General features: G+C 46.7%; 16 protein-coding genes. 13 read left to right on the forward strand and 3 right to left on the reverse strand.

Features of this window, described 5'->3' with window-relative positions; all coding sequences use genetic code 11:
* The 6 genes from Q0307_RS11110 to Q0307_RS11135 all read left to right on the forward strand — a co-directional run.
* A partial coding sequence (locus Q0307_RS11110) for a tetratricopeptide repeat protein (RefSeq protein WP_298660531.1) occupies positions 1-2,222 on the forward strand: 2,222 nt, incomplete at its 5' end.
* Between the two features lie 412 nt (positions 2,223-2,634).
* Positions 2,635-3,984 carry an NAD(P)-dependent oxidoreductase gene (locus tag Q0307_RS11115; protein ID WP_298660533.1) on the forward strand — a complete coding sequence of 450 codons (1,350 nt, stop codon included), beginning with the start codon at positions 2,635-2,637 and terminating at the stop codon, positions 3,982-3,984.
* A 14-nt stretch (positions 3,985-3,998) separates the two neighbouring features.
* Positions 3,999-5,303 (forward strand): NAD-dependent dihydropyrimidine dehydrogenase subunit PreA, encoded by a 1,305-nt coding sequence (preA, locus tag Q0307_RS11120; RefSeq protein ID WP_298660535.1) that lies wholly within the window; start codon positions 3,999-4,001, stop codon positions 5,301-5,303.
* Positions 5,304-5,396: 93 nt separating this feature from the next.
* Complete coding sequence (locus tag Q0307_RS11125) at positions 5,397-6,824, forward strand: NCS1 family nucleobase:cation symporter-1 (protein WP_298660537.1); 1,428 nt, start codon at positions 5,397-5,399, stop codon at positions 6,822-6,824.
* Complete coding sequence (gene hydA, locus Q0307_RS11130) at positions 6,821-8,272, forward strand: dihydropyrimidinase (RefSeq protein ID WP_298660539.1); 1,452 nt, start codon at positions 6,821-6,823, stop codon at positions 8,270-8,272. The genes Q0307_RS11125 and hydA overlap by 4 nt, the downstream gene beginning before the upstream one ends.
* Before the next feature lie 19 nt (positions 8,273-8,291).
* Positions 8,292-9,554: a Zn-dependent hydrolase gene (locus Q0307_RS11135; protein ID WP_298660541.1), complete on the forward strand. Its 1,263-nt coding sequence runs from the start codon at positions 8,292-8,294 to the stop codon at positions 9,552-9,554.
* 65 nt (positions 9,555-9,619) lie between these two features.
* Here Q0307_RS11135 and pyrC read toward each other — a convergent pair whose 3' ends face one another.
* The gene (gene pyrC / locus Q0307_RS11140; protein WP_298660543.1) at positions 9,620-10,675 is read right to left on the reverse strand and encodes a dihydroorotase; all 1,056 of its coding nucleotides are present in this window, start codon (positions 10,673-10,675) and stop codon (positions 9,620-9,622) included.
* Between the two features lie 173 nt (positions 10,676-10,848).
* Entirely contained in the window at positions 10,849-11,352 is a 504-nt protein-coding gene (locus tag Q0307_RS11145) for a hypothetical protein (protein ID WP_298660545.1), read from the reverse strand.
* Positions 11,353-11,547: 195 nt separating this feature from the next.
* Between Q0307_RS11145 and Q0307_RS11150 the strand changes: the two genes are divergently transcribed.
* The 4 genes from Q0307_RS11150 to argS all read left to right on the forward strand — a co-directional run bounded on the left by Q0307_RS11150 (position 11,548) and on the right by argS (position 15,275).
* Entirely contained in the window at positions 11,548-11,823 is a 276-nt protein-coding gene (locus Q0307_RS11150) for a helix-turn-helix transcriptional regulator (protein ID WP_298660548.1), read from the forward strand.
* On the forward strand, positions 11,820-12,011 hold the full coding sequence (locus tag Q0307_RS11155; RefSeq protein ID WP_298660550.1) for a HipA N-terminal domain-containing protein: 192 nt from the start codon (positions 11,820-11,822) through the stop codon (positions 12,009-12,011). The genes Q0307_RS11150 and Q0307_RS11155 overlap by 4 nt, the downstream gene beginning before the upstream one ends.
* Positions 12,012-13,052: a type II toxin-antitoxin system HipA family toxin gene (locus Q0307_RS11160; protein WP_298660552.1), complete on the forward strand. Its 1,041-nt coding sequence runs from the start codon at positions 12,012-12,014 to the stop codon at positions 13,050-13,052. It abuts the gene before it with no gap.
* A 510-nt stretch (positions 13,053-13,562) separates the two neighbouring features.
* The gene (gene argS, locus Q0307_RS11165; protein WP_298660554.1) at positions 13,563-15,275 is read left to right on the forward strand and encodes an arginine--tRNA ligase; all 1,713 of its coding nucleotides are present in this window, start codon (positions 13,563-13,565) and stop codon (positions 15,273-15,275) included.
* A 48-nt stretch (positions 15,276-15,323) separates the two neighbouring features.
* Here the strand turns inward: argS and dacB are convergent, their stop codons facing one another.
* Positions 15,324-17,036: a D-alanyl-D-alanine carboxypeptidase/D-alanyl-D-alanine-endopeptidase gene (gene dacB, locus Q0307_RS11170; RefSeq protein WP_298660556.1), complete on the reverse strand. Its 1,713-nt coding sequence runs from the start codon at positions 17,034-17,036 to the stop codon at positions 15,324-15,326.
* Positions 17,037-17,290: 254 nt separating this feature from the next.
* On the opposite strand from dacB, the gene Q0307_RS11175 reads away from it, so the two are divergent.
* From Q0307_RS11175 to Q0307_RS11185, 3 genes are read left to right on the forward strand one after another with little or no spacing between them, the layout of a single operon-like run.
* Positions 17,291-17,695 (forward strand): septal ring lytic transglycosylase RlpA family protein, encoded by a 405-nt coding sequence (locus Q0307_RS11175; protein ID WP_298660558.1) that lies wholly within the window; start codon positions 17,291-17,293, stop codon positions 17,693-17,695.
* 32 nt (positions 17,696-17,727) lie between these two features.
* The gene (locus Q0307_RS11180; protein WP_298660560.1) at positions 17,728-18,552 is read left to right on the forward strand and encodes a polysaccharide deacetylase family protein; all 825 of its coding nucleotides are present in this window, start codon (positions 17,728-17,730) and stop codon (positions 18,550-18,552) included.
* 24 nt (positions 18,553-18,576) lie between these two features.
* On the forward strand, positions 18,577-19,620 hold the full coding sequence (locus tag Q0307_RS11185) for a tRNA (5-methylaminomethyl-2-thiouridylate)-methyltransferase (protein WP_298660562.1): 1,044 nt from the start codon (positions 18,577-18,579) through the stop codon (positions 19,618-19,620).
* Positions 19,621-19,630 lie beyond the last annotated feature (10 nt).

Below are 19,630 nucleotides of genomic sequence, written 5' to 3' on the forward strand. Positions count from 1 at the left end.
CTCATATCCCCGATTATCAAGAAATTCCGGGGATTTGTGTAGATACTTATGCCCTTGCGGGGGAAGGGCTGGGGAAGGGGGTAAAAGCCGGAGCTAAATTACTCTTTACCTCACGCGAGTCTTTGCCTGAGCCTTTTGCTGCGCGTCCTATTACCTTGGGGGCTTTGAGTGTGCGGGATGCTAAGGCATTGGTGTTGCAGGTGATGAATCAGGAGGGGTTGCAATTGCGCACTGATGCTCAGGGGCATGAGCCAGAGCAGGTGAGGAAGTTGGTGGAGTCGGTGGGGTGTCATGCGCGGGCGTTGGTGTTGTTGGCGCGGGAGTTGGCACGGTCGGGGTTGAGTGCGACGACGGAGCATATTCAGCGGATTATGCAGGATTTGCATCAGCTTTTTCCTGATCAGCGTGAGAGGTCGTTGTTTGCGAGTGTGGAGTTGTCGTTGCAGCGTTTGTCACCAGAGATGCGGGAGTGGGTGAAAGGGTTGGCGGTGTTTGAGGGGGGCGGGATTCGTGATGCGGTTGCTCATGTTGTAAGTATCGAAAGAGAGCAAGCTAAACAGTTACTAGCTGGATTAATCGAGGTAGGTTTAGCCGAGGAGCAAGCCTATTCCTATGTGCGTTTCGATCCTGCATTAGCGCCTTATTTAAAGTTGTGTTTGAGTGAGGATCAGTGGCAAAGCTATCAACAGCGCTGGGTAGAGGTGATGGGAGCTTTGGTTGATTATTTCTATGAGCAACGTTTTCAAGATACTCAGTTAGCGGCTCAGCTTACATTGTTGGAGTTGCCTAATCTGATGCGCTATTTGCAACAGCAGGTGCAGGCTTGGCAACAAAAGCAGGTGAGTAGCGATTTAGTATTAAATAAGTTGCGTTCTGTTGAGCAATTACTAGCCCCGTTAAATCAGCCTCAAGTCTTAGCAACCGTTATGCAGTGGCGGCACAGTATTGCTCAAACCATGACTGAGTGGAGTCATGCACGCTTTGAGCATGAGTTCATAAGTATTGAGCGTTTATTCCAGCAAGGTGATTTGCAGCAGGCTTTACGACATGCTCAGCAGCTATTGGCTCAATGTGAGCAAGCAGGAGCACAGGCTTATCCAGATGCTGATTATGATGGGGCATTAGCGCAATTGTTATTAGGGCGGATATTAAAAAATGGTGGTGCGTCGGCACAAGCTTTGCCCTATTTGCAAGCGGCACAACAAGGTTTTGAGGCTTTAGGTAAGAGCGGTGCAAGGATGGTTGCTGCGTGCTTAACTGAGCAAGGCGATTGTTTTTTATATTTAGGGCAATGGGATAAAGCGGCAGAGGCATATGAACAAGCTATTCAACTAGATGAGCAAAGTGGAGCGATTAGGGATGTAGCCGTTGGGAAATTTCAACTAGCTACTGTGTACATGCAGCAACAGCGTTATGACGAGGCTTTAGCAGGTTATCAGACCGCTTTAAACCTGTTTAATCAGCTCAATGAGCCCAACACAGTGGCTGGTACATGGCATCAAATCGCTATGGTGCATCGAGAGCAACAGCACTATGCTCAAGCGGAGCAAGCCTATAAGCAATCGTTAGCGCTTAGTAGTCAGCAAAAGAATCGAGCAGGAGAGGCAAGAACTTTAGGTGAGTTAGGTAATTTATATCAGCAGTGGGGGCGCTTAGAGCAAGCTGTTACTTGTCATCAGCAAGCAGTAGATTTATATGTTGCCTTGCAAGATTTGCGGTATGAGGGTTTAGTACGCAATAATTTAGCTAATACTCTGATGCGTTTAGAGCGTTATGATGAGGCGCGTACTGAATTACAGCGAGCCATTGAGTGTAAAAAAGCATTTGGTCATGTAGCTGAACCTTGGAAAACATGGAGTATTTTATACAAGTTGGAAACAGCCTGTGACAACCCGCAAGCGGCCCAAACTGCACGGCAACAAGCCATTCAAGCCTATTTAGCCTATCGGCGTGATGGTGGGCAAACGAATACTACCGCTGCGCAGTTAGCACAGGCAGCTTTACCAGCGATGCAAGCAAAGCAATTGGATGCGATTTTGCAAAATCTACAGGAAAGAGTGGCGCAAACTCAGCAGCGCTACCTGAAAGTATTTATTCCTAAACTTAGAGAAATTATTTTAGGTAGCCGTGATAAGTCTTTAGCAGAAGATGAGGCTTTATACTATGACGATGCTGTCGAACTCTTCCTATTACTAGAACAACTGGAAGCACTAGGCTTATAACCCTACGCCAGAGAGTGCTCTAAAAAAGACCATCATGAAATAGTTAAGCGACTGATTTAACTATCAACTAAGGCTTAGCACGCCCAGTAGGCGTTTTTATAGGGCATTTTAAGCACAATTTTGCTGCAGCTTGGTTAAGTAAATATAAAACTAATTTCAATTTTTTTGAAATTTATCTAAGCAAAGCTCTGTTTCACAATGAAAAAAACTAACGGGAAGCTGCTTGCCTAGGGTCAGTTTGGTTTTGATTGTTCAACTAGCTGTAAATTATTTCAAAACTATACTAATTTTTAGGAATAACTCTTGCACGAACGCAAGCAGCACAGCTTAAACCACAGCCAAGAGAACTGCTTGACAGTAAGTCAAAGTAGTTCTGCCAGCTCTCACTAACTAGTAAAGGGAAACAAGACCTATGCTTGCGAGCTTACGAAATGGTATTTGTAGTCAACGACTGGATTTAGCTACGTATCAACAAAATTTCGCTGATGCACATCCTCCCCTCAATGCTATCCAAGCCAAAATCGAAGCTGAACGTTGTTATTATTGCTTTGCCGCACCCTGTCAAACGGCTTGCCCCACCGGTATCGATATTCCTAGTTTTATCGCACGCATTGCACAAGATAACCCACGTGGGGCGGCTGCTAAGATTTTAGAAGAGAATGTGTTAGGTGGGATGTGCGCGCGCGTTTGCCCGACCGAGGTTTTATGTGAGCAAGCTTGTGTGCGCAATACGAACGAAGATAAGCCAGTGGACATTGGTTTATTACAACGCTTTGCGACGGATACGTTTTTTTCTAAACCTGAACCCCCTTTATTTAGGCGAGCCGCTGATACAGGCAAGAAAATAGCTATTGTTGGTTCAGGGCCAGCCGGTTTGTCTTGTGCCCACCGTCTAGCTTGCTTAGGACACCAAATCACTTTATTTGAAGCGAAGCCTAAATTAGGCGGCTTAAATGAATATGGTTTAGCCGCCTATAAAACTCCGAATAATTTTGCTCAGCAAGAAATTGAATGGTTGCTATCGATTGGTGGCATCACTGTTCAAACTAACACCAGTCTAGGCACAGATATATTCTTTAATGATCTACTGCAAAGCTTTGATGCAGTGTTTCTAGGTTTAGGTTTAGCGGGTGTAAATGCTTTAGGGATTAGTGAACCCGAGTCTTTAGGCTTGCGCAATGCTGTCGAGTTTATTGCTGAGTTACGCCAAGCTGAAGATTTAAGCCAATTACCTGTTGGGCGCAGAGTAGTAGTGATTGGTGGCGGGATGACTGCGATTGATGCGGCGGTGCAAAGTCGTAAATTAGGTGCGGAGGAAGTGACGATTGTGTATCGGCGTGGGCAAGAGAGTATGAGTGCTTCTGAATATGAGCAAGAGTGGGCGAAAAGGAATGGTGTAAAAATTCGTCATTGGGCAGCTCCCCTCGAATTACACACTGGCGAAGAGGGGCAACTGACGGGAATACGTTTTGCATACACCCAATTAGCGGAGGGTCGACTGACTCACTTGCCAGAAAGCTTTCATTTAGACGCGGATATGGTGCTAAGGGCGATTGGTCAGGCTTTTGAAGATAGTCATGGAGTTGAAGGTTTAGAGATGCAAGGTGGCAAGATTCTCACCGATGCGAATGGCAGAACTAGTCTTAACAAAGTCTGGGCGGGTGGAGATTGCCGTTATGGTGGGAAAGATCTCACGGTGGAGGGGGTGCAGCATGGCAAGTTAGCTGCTATCGACATTGATCGTGTCTTAAGAACAGCCTAAGAGAGGAGCAAGGTATGGCCGATTTAAGCAGTAATTTCTTAGGTATCAAAAGTCCCAACCCTTTTTGGTTAGCCTCTGCACCGCCGACCGATAAAGAAGTCAATGTTATACGTGCTTTGGAAGCCGGTTGGGGAGGGATAGTTTGGAAAACAGTGGGTGAAGATCCGCCGGTCGTGAATGTGCATGGCCCGCGCTATGCCGCTTTATTAGGCTCTGATCGGCGCGTGATTGGCTTCAATAATATTGAGCTGATTTCTGATCGACCGCTACAAACTAATTTAGAAGAAATGGCGCGGGTGAAAAAGCGTTTTCCTGATCGGGCGATTATTGCCTCGATCATGGTTCCCTGTACCGAGCAAGCTTGGAAAAATATTCTGCCACAAGTGGAGGATACGGGTTGTGATGGGATTGAGCTGAATTTCGGTTGTCCGCATGGTATGAGCGAGCGCGGGATGGGTTCGGCGGTCGGGCAAGTACCTGAGTATATTCAGATGGTAACAGCGTGGTGCAAGCAATACAGTCGCTTACCCATTATCGTTAAACTCACCCCTAATATTACTGATATTCGTATGCCAGCGCGTGCTGCCAAAGCTGGCGGTGCAGACGCAGTATCATTGATCAATACGATCAACTCCATTATAAGCGTCGATTTGGAAAAAATGGCTATCTACCCGAATACTGATGGTGCAGGTTCGCATGGTGGTTACTGTGGCTATGCGGTCAAACCGATTGCACTAAATATGGTAGCAGAAATTGCACGGGATCCAGAAACGGCAGGACTACCGATTTCGGGTATAGGTGGAATTACCACCTGGCGCGATGCTGCAGAATTCCTAACCCTCGGTGCGGGAACGGTACAAGTCTGTACCGCTGCAATGGTTTATGGTTTTAAGATCATTGAAGATCTTTGCGCTGGCCTTGCTAGTTTTATGGATAGTCATGGCTATCCATCCATCGACCAACTAGTCGGTAAGGCCGTACCCACCGTTAAAAACTGGAATCAACTTAATCTCAATTATGTTGAGAAAGCGGTGATCAATCAGGATCTTTGTATCAAATGCGGGCGTTGCCACATCGTCTGTGAAGATACCTCACATCAAGCCATTTTCGCCACAAAAAATGGTGAGCGTTATTTCGAGATTAATGAAGCTGAATGTGTCGGCTGCAACTTATGTGTATCCGTTTGCCCTGTAGCGGATTGTATCAGCATGCGTGCCTTACAAGTGGGTGAGGTCGATCAACGCACAGGGCATGCAGTCAGCGGCACTTATGCCAATTGGACAACACATCCCAATAATCCGGGTGCGGGGTGTTCTTGAGTTAATGTAAACCGGTGATTTGAGTTTTGGAGGAGAGCAGTCTTAAGCCAAGTTGGATTCCTTAACCCTTTAGATGACAGGATGGTGTTAAATATGAGCGATTCCTTAAGCAATAAAGATTTACAACCCACTGCTCTCGCTGAACGGCATTGGCGTTGGCAGGATTACGCAGCACTTTGGGTCGGCATGGTGGTGTGTGTGCCAACTTACACCATGGCTAGCTCGATGCTAGATCAGGGTTTCACTTGGCAAAATGCAGTCTGGCTGGTGTTCTTGGCAAACTGTATTGTGTTAGTACCGATGATTTTGATGGGACGAATCGGTACAAAGTATGGCATTCCTTTTCCAGTGATTGCCCGTGCCTCGTTTGGGGTACGTGGGGCTAGTTTGCCTGCCGTATTACGTGGTTTAGTAGCCTGTGGTTGGTTCTCTATTAACTGTTATTTTGGGGGGTTAGCGCTGCATAGCTTTTTAAATGTCTTAGGGATGAATTTAGCAGGACCAGCAGAAGGCCAGTTTATTAGTACTTCTCAGCTCGTTACCTTCTTCATTTTCTGGCTAATGCATATCTATTTTATTTGGAATGGGTTGGAGTCCATCCGTAAGTTAGAAGTGTATGCAGCCCCCTTAATGATTGCAGCTTCGGTTGCTTTGGTCATTTGGGCTTTTATTAAGGTATCTCCAAGTGAAATTTTTAGTTTGCCTGCCAAAGTAGTGGAAGGTGGCCCCAAAACTTGGGCAGCTTTAACGGGCTTAGTCGGCTTTTGGGCAACTTTAGCCTTGAATATTCCTGATTTTACCCGCTTTGCTAAATCGCAAAAAGATCAACAAGTCGGGCAATTTATTGGCTTGCCAATTCCGATGGCTTTGTTTTCTTTAGTGGGTATCATTGGCTTTTCTGTGTCACAAATCCTGTATGGCAAAGCGCAATTATTCCCTGATGCTTTACTCTCACAAATTGGTAGCTTTGCAGCCGGTGTTGGCTTATTAGTAATTCTCTTAGCGAATCTCACCACCAATGTAGCGGCCAATTTGGTGTCACCCTCTTATGACTTCAGCCAAGTTGCCCCGAAATATATTAGTTTCCGTACCGGTGGTTTAATTGCCGCAGTGATTGGTTTGCTATTTATGCCATGGAAACTATTAGCAACTTCAGGTGATTATTTATTTGTCTGGTTAGGTGGCTATGGCACTTTATTAGGTGCGATTGCGGGTATTTTGCTGGTGGATTATTACTTAGTACGTAAAGGCGAGTTAAGTGTTGATGATCTCTATAGTACGCACGGGGTCTATACTTACAGTAGTGGTTGGAATTTACAGGCTATCCTTGCTTTCAGCTTGGGCGTCTTGCCTTGTTTACCCGGCTATTTAGCTGTAGCAGGGATGGTCTCTAAAGAAAGTATGCCTAGTTTCTTTATTGATCTATTTAGTTTCGGCTGGTTCTTTAGTCTGTTTGTGTCTGGTTTGGTCTATTACATCAGCGCCTCAAAGCAACATAAGCTGAAGGGAGTAACTGCATGAGTTCAGCAGTTTTAATTCGTGGCGGTATAGTGGTAAATGCGGACGCTGAGCGCAAAGCTGATGTGCTCTGTGTGGATGGCAAAATTGTAGTAGTTGGCGAACAAGCTGCTGATTTAGCGCCAGTAGGTACGCAAACGCTAGATGCTAGCGGGCAATATATTGTACCGGGTGGGATTGATCCACATACGCATATGCAATTGCCATTTATGGGTACGGTCACTGTTGATGACTTCTATACTGGTACAGCGGCAGCCATGGCAGGTGGTACTACCACCATTATCGACTTCGTGATTCCAAGCCCTAAACAGCCAGTGATGGAAGCCTATCAAACTTGGCGCGGCTGGGCAGAAAAGGCAGCGAGTGATTATAGTTTCCATGTTGCAATTACTTGGTGGAGTGACCAAGTGCGTGAAGACATGGGTACGCTGGTACGTGAAGAGGGTGTGAACAGTTTCAAGCATTTCATGGCGTATAAAAATGCCATTATGTGCGATGACGAAACCCTCGTGAATAGTTTTAAGCGTGCTTTAGAGCTGGGTGCAATGCCCACCGTGCATGCTGAAAATGGCGAGCTGGTGTATTTGCTCCAGCAAGAAGTCGCCAAAATGGGTATCACTGGCCCTGAGGGTCACCCGCTCGCACGTCCGCCTATGGTAGAAGGTGAAGCGGCGAATCGGGCAATTGCCATTGCGGATGTTTTGGGCGTGCCAATTTATATTGTGCATGTCTCCTGTATTGAAGCGGCGGATGCCATATCGCGTGCACGCGCCCGTGGTCAGCGTGTGTATGGTGAGGTCTTAGCAGGACATTTGCTAATTGATGATAGTGTGTATCGACATCCTGATTTTGCCTTTGCCGCTGCTCATGTGATGAGCCCACCGTTCCGCCCGAAAGGTCATCAGGAAGCTTTGTGGCGCGGCTTACAGTCGGGTCAATTGCATACCACAGCCACCGATCACTGTACCTTCTGTGCTGCCCAAAAAGCAGCCGGTTTGGACAACTTTGCCAAAATCCCCAATGGTACGGGGGGCGTGGAAGAGCGCATGGCAGTGATTTGGGATGCGGGTGTAAATACAGGGCGTTTAACACCGAGCGAATTTGTCGCTATCACCAGTGCGAACACCGCCAAGTTATTTAATATCTATCCGCAAAAAGGCTGTATTCAAGCAGGCGCGGATGCCGATTTAGTGCTTTGGGACCCACAAGGAACACGTACCATTTCAGCTAAAACGCATCATAGCCAAGGTGATTTTAATATTTTTGAAGGCCGCACTGTGCAAGGTATTCCTAGCCACACATTGAGCCAAGGTAAAGTGGTCTGGGCACATGGTGATTTACGGGCGGAACGCGGGGTGGGGCGTTATATCAAGCGTCCGGCATTTGGAGTGAATTTTACCGCTGCGCAAAAGCGTAGCGAAACCTTAAAACCAACTGCTGTGCAGCGCTAACTGCATTGAGGAGGATGTGATGAAACAGCAAACAGAGTTGGATATGACGAATCTGCGCGTGAATGGTGAGCGCCTCTGGGATTCCTTGATGGAACTAGCCCAAATTGGCGCGACTCCCAAAGGTGGTGTTTGTCGTTTGACACTCACCGATTTAGATAAACAAGGCCGTGATCTGGTGCTCAAATGGGCGCAAGAAGCGGGTATGACGATTACCATTGATAAGATTGGTAATGGTTTTATGCGCCGTGCTGGGCGGAATAATGCGCTACCGCCAGTAGTCACGGGTAGCCATATTGATACTCAGCCTACCGGCGGCAAGTTCGATGGTAATTATGGTGTGCTGGCGGGTTTAGAGGTGGTGCGTACGTTGAACGACTACAAAATCGAAACCGAAGCACCGATTGAAGTGGCCTTTTGGACGAATGAAGAAGGCTCGCGCTTTGTGCCTGTCATGATGGGCTCTGGTGTATTCGCTAAAGCGTTCACACTCGAACACGCTTATGCTGCGACCGATACTGAAGGTAAAACGGTTCAAGGTGAATTAGCGCGGATTGGCTATATTGGTGAGCAAGAGCCGGGCGATCATCCGATTGGTACTTATTTTGAAACGCATATCGAGCAAGGTCCTGTACTGGAAGACAACGATAAGACCATTGGGGTCGTACAAGCCGTCTTAGGCATTCGTTGGTTTGATTGTACGGTAGTCGGGATGGAAGCACATGCAGGGCCAACCCCAATGCATTTGCGTAAAGATGCCATGCAAGGTGCGGCCGAAATCATGCAAGAAATTGTGGCTTGTGCACTCCGTCATAAGCCACATGGACGCGGTACTGTCGGCATGGTGCAGGTCTATCCGAATAGCCGCAATGTCATTCCGGGCACTGTGAAGTTCAGTATTGATCTACGTAATCATACCGATGCACTGGTCGATCAAATGGCTGATGAGGTTAAAGCATTTGCGGCAGAGGTTGCTAAGCGTCGTGGTTTAGAGATTAAAATTGAAATGGTCTCTAGTTACCCCGCACAACCTTTTCATGCGGATTGTGTGAATGCAGTGGCTCGGGCTGCGGAAAAGCTAGGCTACTCCAATATGCCAGCCGTCTCTGGTGCTGGGCACGACGCCGTGTATATGGCACGCCTTGCACCGAGTGGGATGATTTTCATTCCTTGCAAAGATGGCATTAGCCACAATGAAATCGAAGATGCTAAACCTGAGCATATTACCGCTGGCTGCAATGTTTTGCTGCATGCGATGTTAGAGCGAGCAGGGTTAGCAGTTTAGTTTCAATGGAAAGATAACGACCTATGCTCAGGTCGTTATCCTATGACTTAAAATTACTTAAAAATTTACTGTGCTTCAACTACCTGCCAGTACACATCCATCATCGGGTCAAAAGCTTGTACTTCGGTATTGCTCAATTTTAAGTTAGCTGGTGTGGCTTGAGGTTCTGTTTGTCGTTTTAAAACTAAGCGCTTTGTATTCACAGGCAAACCATAAAAAGCAGGGCCATTGAGGGAAACAAAACGTTCAAATTGATCCAAAGCATGTTCTTGCTCAAATACTTGCGCTGTGATGGCTAGTGCATTTACCACATTAAAAATCCCCGCACAGCCACAAGCCGTTTCTTTAGCATGAATGGGGTGTGGTGCTGAATCGGTACCCAAGAAAAAGCGCCGATCACCACTCACGGCAGCCGCTCGTAAAGCTAAACGATGCGATTCACGCTTAGCAACTGGCAAGCAGTAGTAATGTGGCTTAATCCCTCCGACCAGCATGGCATTACGATTAATCACTAAATGATGGGGTGTGAGCGTGGCAGCGGTATAGCTATCACAAGATACAACATAATCCACCCCGTCTTTAGTGGTCAGATGTTCAAACACAATTTTGAGATTAGGGAATTGCTTGCGGAGTGGAATCAATTTGGTTTCAATGAAGACCGCTTCCCGATCAAAAATATCTACCGCAGGATCAACGACTTCACCATGCACAAGGAAAGGCATACCCATTTCCTGCATCACCTCTAGCACGGGATAGATTTTCTCTAAATCTTTGACACCGGCTGCGGAGTTCGTGGTTGCCCCTGCGGGATAGAGTTTGACGGCTGTGACTAAACCCGATTCAAAGCCCGCTTTTACATCGGCAGCTTCAGTAGTTTCAGTCATATATAGAGTCATTAGAGGCTGAAACTGCTGGTGGCTAGGTAAAATTGCTAAGATGGCTTCACGATAAGCTCGGGCATCTGCTGTTCTTATAACGGGAGGCTGTAGATTGGGCATAACAATCGCGCGCCCAAAATGTGCTGCGGTATAAGGCAAGACTTTCTCTAGCATTTCACCATGGCGTAAGTGTACATGCCAGTCATCAGGCATAGTGATTTCTAAGCGAGTGGGGGTAGTCATGGTTGGCTCCGCAGATAAAATAAGCGCGCCGATTTTAGCAAAAGTTCACTGAACGCTAGAGTGTTTTTCTTGGGGTTGAGTATGGATGAGGTATTTAATTCTAAGTTTGTTTAAGGCAAGAGTGCCAGCCTAAGCCGACACACTTGCTAGGGAAAGAGGAGGAGAGTCTTCGCTTATTGAACAGCAGCCGGTGCTGGAGTAGCTGCTGGAGCTGCTACTTGTGGCTGAACGGTTGGCGCAACTGGAGCTTGTGGCATAGACATCATCGGTGGTTGATAATAAGCCATTGGGCCATAAGGATAGCCACCATTGGATGTGGTATTGGTGAAGCCGTAGCCATTACCATAAGTATTACCCCAACCGTTGCCATTGCCTGCTAAATAGCCATTAGTATCTGCATCACCTTTGCCAACCATATCAGCATTCATGTCTGATTTGCCTTTGCCTTTGAAGGTGATTTGGAATTCAACTTCACCATCAGCATTGCCTTTGCCGCTGCCCCAACCATCTACATTGCCTTTACCAGTGCCCCAACCATTACCAGCACCGTTAGTGTAAGCACTACCATTGCCAGCGGCGGAACCGTTACCACTACCATTGCCATTGTCAAAGAATTCAGCAGAAGCAGCACCTGACAAAGCGATCAAAGCAGCGAAAGCTAAAGTTTGTAATTTCATGATCAAATCTCCTAACAGAATCTCTGTTTGTTTATCTTTAAGTTGAGATAATCATAATATTAGAATTTTCTAATGTAAAGAGCGCAAGGTCTAAATAATTGAAACCTACCCATTGGAGATAGGGTGGCTGGTAAGAAATGCATTACATGTAATGCATTTATTGTCTTTTAGCTAAAAATGCACTATATACAATGCATGGATTTAGAAGAACTCGGTAAAGCTCTAAAACAAGCACGCAAGCAAAAGCACTGGACTCAAGCTGAATTAGCGGAGCAGCTTGGTATGAGTCGTGCCACCGTTTCGGCCATTGAAAATGCTACGGTGAATGAAATCGGCATTCGTAAAGTCATCGCCTTGTGCTCTCTATTAGGCTTAGAGTTACAAGTACAAACTCGCCAAACTAAACGTCCGACCTTACATGCTTTAGTCTCAGAAGCCGATCAGCGTAAACGTGGCAAAGGAAATCAATGAGTGCACAGCAGCTAGATATTTTTGTAGGTCAAGAGCGCGTGGGTGTTTTAGGGCGCAGTGAATTACAAGCGCGGACTTATTTATTCAATTATTTGCCCCAAGCTGAAGAATCCCAAGCTATTTCCCTGACGATGCCAGTCTTACCGGATCAATATAGCTTTCAACAGGGTGTGCACCCGATCTTTTAAATGAATTTGCCTGAAGGTGAATTACGCGAAATGCTGCGTAATAATTTCCAGAAGACCGTACAGCATTTTGATGATTTAAGTCTGCTCGGGATTGTTGGGCACTCACAAATTGGGCGGGTGCGGATCGCTAAGGCCGGTGGTCAGCCGCTGGACGTGCCTTTACAAAGTGTGCAAGAGCTACAAACTTATAGCGGGAGTGAGGACTTATTCATAGAGTTATTGCAACGCTTTGGGCGCTATTCAGGGATTTCAGGTGTGCAACCGAAGGTACTGGTGCGCGATGATGCCACGGTAGTGGCTGCAAGGCAGGAGCTTGAGCAACTCAGCTATAAAGACTCTACGCATATCGTGAAAGCTTGGAATCCTGAGCGCTTTCCGCAATTAGCAGCTAACGAATATTTTTGTTTGAAAGCCGCGCACTATGCGGGTTTAGAAGTGCCTGAATTTGAATTAGCCGCGCAAGGGCGCTTATTAATCGTTAAGCGCTTTGATTTGGATGGCAAAGGTGGCTATTTAGGTTTTGAGGATTTCTGTGTACTGAATGGCTTAGCCACCGATGATAAATATGTAGGCAGCTATCAAGATATAGCCCTACGGATTCGTCAGTTTGTCTCGCCGCATCGGGTGCATGATGCACTGGAACAGTTTTTCCTATCCTTAGCGCTCACTTGTGCGGTGCGTAATGGCGATGCGCATTTGAAAAATTTCGGGGTGATTTATGCCAATCCTGAAGCAGAAGTGAGTTTTGCACCGGCTTACGACATTGTTTCTACTACTCCTTATATTCCCAATGACAGTCTCGCTTTGTTGTTGGGGCAGAGTAAACAATTTCCCGCCCGCGCTGAGTTGATTAACTTTGCTCGCCGCTTTTGTAGTCTGACAGAGCGTCGTGCTAGCCAACTATTGAATTGGGTGATTCATGGTTTGGAGACGGCCTTGCCAGAGCTAGTCGCTTATCAACAAGAGCATGCAGAGTTTGCTGTGATTGGGGGGCGTATGCAGGTGGTTTGGCAGCAGGGTTTGCTTGAGTTGCGATCTTGAAAAAGCTAAAACAGACGCTTAAACGGCTTATCGCTTCACCAATGATGGACAGCAAGGGTTCGCTTTCCGTTGGGTTAGACAGAAGACCTCGAGCTCAAGTGCTTATCCTTATTATCTTGAGCTAGTACAAACTATCATGTCCTCAGTGGTGCTAGAAAATAAAGATTTACGGCTGGAAAATAGTCTAGCGACTCCTTTTGATATTATGGTTATAGACCGAGGGAAATGTATTAACAGCTAGTTTCTATTATGCAATATCTATCGCCCCGCAGTCAGTCCGTTTTGAACGGCAATATGGTGAAGTTGATGTCAGAGTGCAAGCGTTGAGCGATTCAGGTTGTGTGCTTGCCGATTCATGCTATGTATTAGGATCTAATAAGCGCTAATTCTGATGGGCAAGACAAATGTTAAGTAGCGCCCTTCCTAGCTAGCCTGCATCCTAAAGCATCGTCATCAAGCGCTATTCCAGCTACAATAAGCCCCCTTTTCCCCTATTTTTAAAGATACATTATGAATATCCGGCAACTGCTTGATCAACGTCTCACGGCTGCTTTGCATGCAGTCGGTGCGCCTGTGTCCACTTCTGCCATTATTAAACCCTCAGCACGCCCTGAGTTTGGTGATTATCAAGCCAATGGTGTTATGGCAGCCGCCAAGCAGTTGAAGATGAACCCACGCGACTTAGCCGCAAAGGTCTTAGAACAGGCTGATTTAAGTGAGCTAGCCGCTAAGGTCGAAATGGCCGGCCCCGGCTTTTTGAATATTCACCTCAAAACTGAATGGCTAGCCTCAGAACTGCCAAACAATACTCAGCTTGATCCAGTGACACCACAAACGGTAGTGGTGGATTATTCCAGCCCGAATCTAGCCAAGGAAATGCATGTTGGCCATTTGCGCTCCACGATTATCGGTGATGCGGTCGTGCGTGTTCTGGAGTTTCAAGGGCATAAGGTGATTCGCCAGAATCATGTGGGTGATTGGGGTACTCAATTCGGGATGCTGCTTGCGCACATGGCAGATTTAAAAGCGCAAGGTGGCGAGCTATCCATGCAATTAGCGGATTTGGAAAGCTTTTATCGTGAATCCAAGCAGCGCTTTGATGCAGAGCCAGCTTTTGCTGAGCGGGCGCGTGCATATGTAGTGAAACTACAATCTGGCGATGCTGAGTGCTTAGCACTGTGGCAGCAATTTATTGATATTTCCCTGACTCACTGTGAAGAGGCGTATCAGGAATTAGATGTCTCGCTCACCCGCCAAGATGTGATGGCGGAAAGTGCTTATAACGCTGATTTAGCTAATGTAGTCAGTGACCTACAAGCTAAGCAATTGCTGACCGAAAGCAATGGTGCACAATGTGCTTTTATGGAGGAGTTTAAGAATAAAGACGGCTCCATCACGCCGCTGATTATTCAAAAAACGGGTGGTGGTTATTTGTATGCAACCACCGATTTAGCCGCGATTCGTTATCGAAATAAAGTGTTTCATGCAGATCGGGTGTTATATTTTGTGGATGTGCGCCAGTCGCTGCATTTCCAGCAAGTTTATACCTTAGCGCGTAAAGCCGGTTTTGCACCAGAAACTATGTCATTGGAGCATATGGCATTCGGTACTATGTTGGGTGAAGATGGTAAGCCTTTCAAAACGCGCACGGGTGGCACGGTTAAGCTCGCAGATTTATTGGTGGAAGCTAAAGAGCGTGCTTATCAATTAGTCAGTGCAAAAAGTCCTGAGCTAAGTGAAGATGAACGGCGCGAGATTGCGCATACGGTCGGGATTGGTGCGGTTAAATACTCTGATTTGTCTAAGAATCGCACGTCCGATTATGTGTTTAGTTGGGATTTGATGTTGAGCTTAGACGGCAATACCGCTCCTTATCTGCAATATGCCTATGCACGGATTCAAAGTATTTTTAGAAAGGCTGGAGCTATTGAACCGGCTACTATTCAATTGCTTGAAACGAGTGAGCGCGCATTAGGTTTAAAACTGCTGCAATTTAATGAAAGTGTGGACAGTGTGGGGCGTGAAGGTCAACCGCATCATTTATGTAATTATTTGTATGAATTAGCCGGGAGTTTCATGAGCTTTTATGAGGCTTGCCCGATGTTACGTGACGACGTACCTGCAGATATACGTGTGAGTCGCTTACAATTAGCCCAACTCACCGCGAATACTCTGAAAACAGGTTTAGGTTTGTTAGGCATTGGTGTGTTAGAGCGGATGTAAAGGGCTTGAGTAAAGAGTCAGTGACTCTGACTCTTTACTCGATTGGCATTAGTAGCCAAAACCACGTGGGCCTGTGAACACCCATTCTACTAAATCATCATGGGCAGCCCTGACGGCAGCACGTGCGCGTGGGTCATTGTGCAGAATCGAAATCACATACATTTGCCCGTTAGCGGCTTGTAAGTAACCTGCCAACGCCCGTACATCACGCAAAGTACCGGTTTTGAAGCGGCCACGTCCCGCGAGATTTGAATTCTTCATACGGTTTTTCAGCGTGCCATCGACGCCTAGAACTGCCATAGAACTCATTAGGTCGTCACGATAAGGGCTATTGTAAGCATCAACTAGCATCTCGCCCATGTGACGTGGGGTAATTTGCTCAATCCGGCTTAAGCCTGAACCATTTTCTAGACGTAACTCAGGAAAAGCTAACCCACGTGCTTCTAACCATTGACCAATGGCTTGTGCGCCTTTTTGGGGAGTGCCCGGAGCGCCTAATTGCTTCGCACCGACCGACAGTAGAATTTGTCTAGCCATGACATTGTTACTGTCTTTATTCACTTCCATGATCACTTCGCGTAACGGGTGGGAGCGATGGGTATAGACTAATTGTGCACTTTGTGGAGTACCACCCCTTACAAAACTACCTTGCATTTGTCCGCCGAGTTCACCAACCCAAAGCTTCCAGAAGCTACCGAACAGATTTACATTAAGGGCTTGGCGCGCTTGAGCATTGGCTGGCATGATCGGGCAGATTTTTTGAATCTTGCCTTTTAAATCGCGGAATTCATAACAACTACCCCGCTCTTGATAGAGGATTGCCTCAGGCTGGGCATTATAAGCTGCCCCTGCATTGCCATCAAAAGCACCGGGGTCTTGATAGGGTACATTAAAGAAGCCTGTGTCAGCGACTAGATTGCCTTTAATGCTGCTAATCCCACGTCCCCGCAAGGCCTGCAACATTTGTCTAAAATCGTTTTCTGCAAACTGTGGATTACCATAGCCACGAATAATCACATCGCCATATAAAGTGCCGCCTGTGATATTGCCATTCGTATAGATTTCAGTCGGCCAACGATAATCAGGGCCAAGGATGCCTAAAGCTGCATAGGTAGTTACCAATTTCATAGTCGAAGCAGGCGTCTGCGGATTATCTGCATTCGCTGTGAGTAACGCGGGTTGGCCACCACTGGCTAGGCGTACATAAGTACCCATACCTGCTTCAGAAATGCCGTTGGCACGTAAAGTAGTGGCGACTTGATCGGGTAGGCGAGTGAAGCGGCCAGGGCCAGTATACATACGACTAGCAGCGAATTGAGCCACTGGACGACTTTCTTGTTGAGTGTAACTGTTGACCACGGGTGGAGTACTAAACTGCTGTTGTACCCGCTCCATGCGTTGACGTTGCTGTGCACGCATTTCGCGTGCGCGCTCTTGCATGGCCAACTGTTGTTGGCGAGCCGATTCGGCTTCTTGTTGAGCACGCTGTTCACGTTCCCGCCGTTCTTGCGCTAGCAAACGTAAAGCATTTTCTTGGCGTTGGGCTTCTTGTGCACGTTGTTCTTGCCAACGTTGTTGTTGCTGATAGCGCTGAGCATTGAGGCGTGGCTGTTGTTGCTGAGCAATGTAACGCTGTTGTGGTGGTGGAGCCGCTGTTAATTCTCCGGCTGCTGGGATCTGGCTGCGCGGTGCAGGTGCTGTTCCGCAAGCACTTACCAAGGCTGAGCAAACAGCAATTACACTGAGGCGTAAAGTTAGCATGTAAATTCCCCGATCTTTTCCGTCATGCTGAATTCAAGGGTCTAAGGGTAGAAGCTGTGTATAGAAAAAACAAGCTCATGATTAATTCAGGCTGCGCAATATGCGGCGCTTTAAATAAATATTCCCTGAATGGTTGAACTAAAAAATCGATTAAAAGGCGTTGCATAAATGCCACAGCGAAAATACAACACTCAGTTTTTAACAACTTATGGTATTTTCGCCCGAAAGCAACAACTTATAGAGGGATAAATAATATGAAAAAAGTTCTCGTATCAGTGTTGGGGTCGCTGCTTATTTTAATCTGCACGACCAGCGAAGCAGCGACTCGGCATGCGATTAAGGCCAGTAAACCGGTTGCCGTGAGCGAAGGTTTAGTCGGAATGGCTTCGTTTTATGCCAAAAAATTCCACGGTCGTTTTACTGCCAGTGGACAACGTTATATGAATGATGGCTTTACGGCTGCCCATAGTTTGCTACCTTTTGGTACTAAGCTCAAGGTGACAAATTTACGTAATAAGCGCAGTGTCGTTGTGACTGTGAATGATCGAGGAGCATTTCATTCCTATGGACGAATTATTGATTTATCGCGTGCTGCTGCTAAAGAAATTGGCATGATTAGCCGCGGTACCGCTAAAGTAAAATTAGAAGTGCTAAACTAATACCTTTATTTGATAGCGGATTCTAAGTTTTCATGAAATTCACTTTAGCTCAAGTAATAAGCTTAGGTTTATGTACTTGGATGGGGGCAGCACAAGCTGTTGATTGTGAGTCTGTCCGAGCGCGCTTTCAGTGTGATGCGAGTACGAAGTATCCACTGCACTTAAGCTTCGATGACGGCCCCGCTTTACAAACCACCGATGTGCTCAAAGTCTTAAAACAAGAAAAAATTCCCGCTACTTTTTTCGTCATTGCTAATAAAGTCGATTGCCCCGCCTTAGCGAAACAATGTCAAACTGAACACCCTAACGATGCTAAAGCTTGTGTACAGCCTGCGCGCGAGTGTGAACAGCGTCAGCAGATTTTGCAGCAAGCGAAGCGTGAGGGTCATGTGCTTGGGTCGCATTCTTATGAGCATTTGCGCTATTCAGAAGTGGAGCCTGCGCTGATGCATGAGCATTTTCGTCTAGCGCGCCAAGTGCTTGATCCTTACTTGAATACCTCGCCACCTTTGTTCCGTTTGCCCTATGGGGATGGATGGTTTAATCGCGCACAAAAGCCACAAGTCCTACAAGCCTTGAAAGAGACGGGTTTTCAACATATCGCTTGGCAGCTCTCGGCTTTTGATTGGGACGAAAAGAATCAGCAAGGTGATAAAATTTTAGCGAATGTCCTTGAGCAGGTTTGCACACGTAAGCAGGGTGGAGTCGTATTGTTTCATGATGGAGTGCATGACCAATGGCATGAAGGCCGCTTATTTACTACCACGCATTTGCAAGAATGGATTCCTGCCTTGCGCTGTGTGGTGGATTTCAAACCGCTATCTTTCTTTGAAAAAGGGTATACTCCACGCCGTTAAATAGATGCTAGGGTAGTAACACTGATGGACAGGCAACCGCGCGCTGTGGCTCTGATTTCTGGTGGGCTGGATTCTATGCTCGCTGCGAAAGCAGTGCTGGAACAGGGGGTGCATGTAGAAGGAATCAATTTCTTCACAGGTTTTTGTGTCGAGGGACATACTCATGCGGTTCGTAAACAGGAGCGTGATAAACCTAAGCGCAATAATTCACTGTGGGTCGCTGAGCAGCTCGGTATCAAATTGCATATTGTGGATATTGTTGAGGAATATAAAGACGTAGTACTCAATCCTAAGCATGGCTATGGTGCTAATCTCAATCCTTGTCTGGATTGCAAAATCTTCATGGTGAAAAAGGCTAAAGAATGGCTTCTTAAGCATGACTTCGATTTTATTATTACTGGTGAAGTGGTCGGCCAACGCCCCATGTCACAGCGTGCCTTTACGATGCCTATCGTCGCCGCTGAATCGGGTGCGGAAGATTTATTGTTGCGCCCCTTATCTGCCCAGAACTTGCCACCGAGTCGTGCTGAGCGCGAGGGCTGGGTGAAACGTGAGCAATTATTTAAATTCAGTGGACGCAGCCGTAAGCCACAAATTGCGCTGGCTAATCAGTGGGGCATTAATGAATTTGCTCAACCTGCGGGTGGCTGCTGTTTCCTCACGGATGCTAATTACTCAGATAAGTTGCGCGACCTTTGGGCACATCGCCCAAGCCGGAATTATGCACTAGACGATATTATGCTCTTAAAAATTGGGCGGCATCTGCGTCCACGTCCGCACTTTAAAATGATCCTGTCACGTGAAGAAGGCGAAACAAATTTTTTGGAGGGTTATAAAAACGAGTTCGTTTGGATTAAAACTGCAAGTTGCTCAGGGCCATTAACTTTATTAGATGGCGACAATCTCAGTGAGGAGGATATTCACCTAGCAGCTCAGCTAACCGCACGCTATAGCAAAGGCAAAGATGCCGCTACAGTGATCTGCAAAGTCGGGCACTCGCGTGATGAGTTCAAAGAAGTCAATGTGCAGCCTTTTAGTGAGCCTATTCCCTCGGAATGGTTGCTTTAAACTGCAAACT

This window comes from uncultured Thiothrix sp. (genome assembly GCF_937873765.1).
Classification (GTDB): Bacteria; Pseudomonadota; Gammaproteobacteria; order Thiotrichales; family Thiotrichaceae; genus Thiolinea.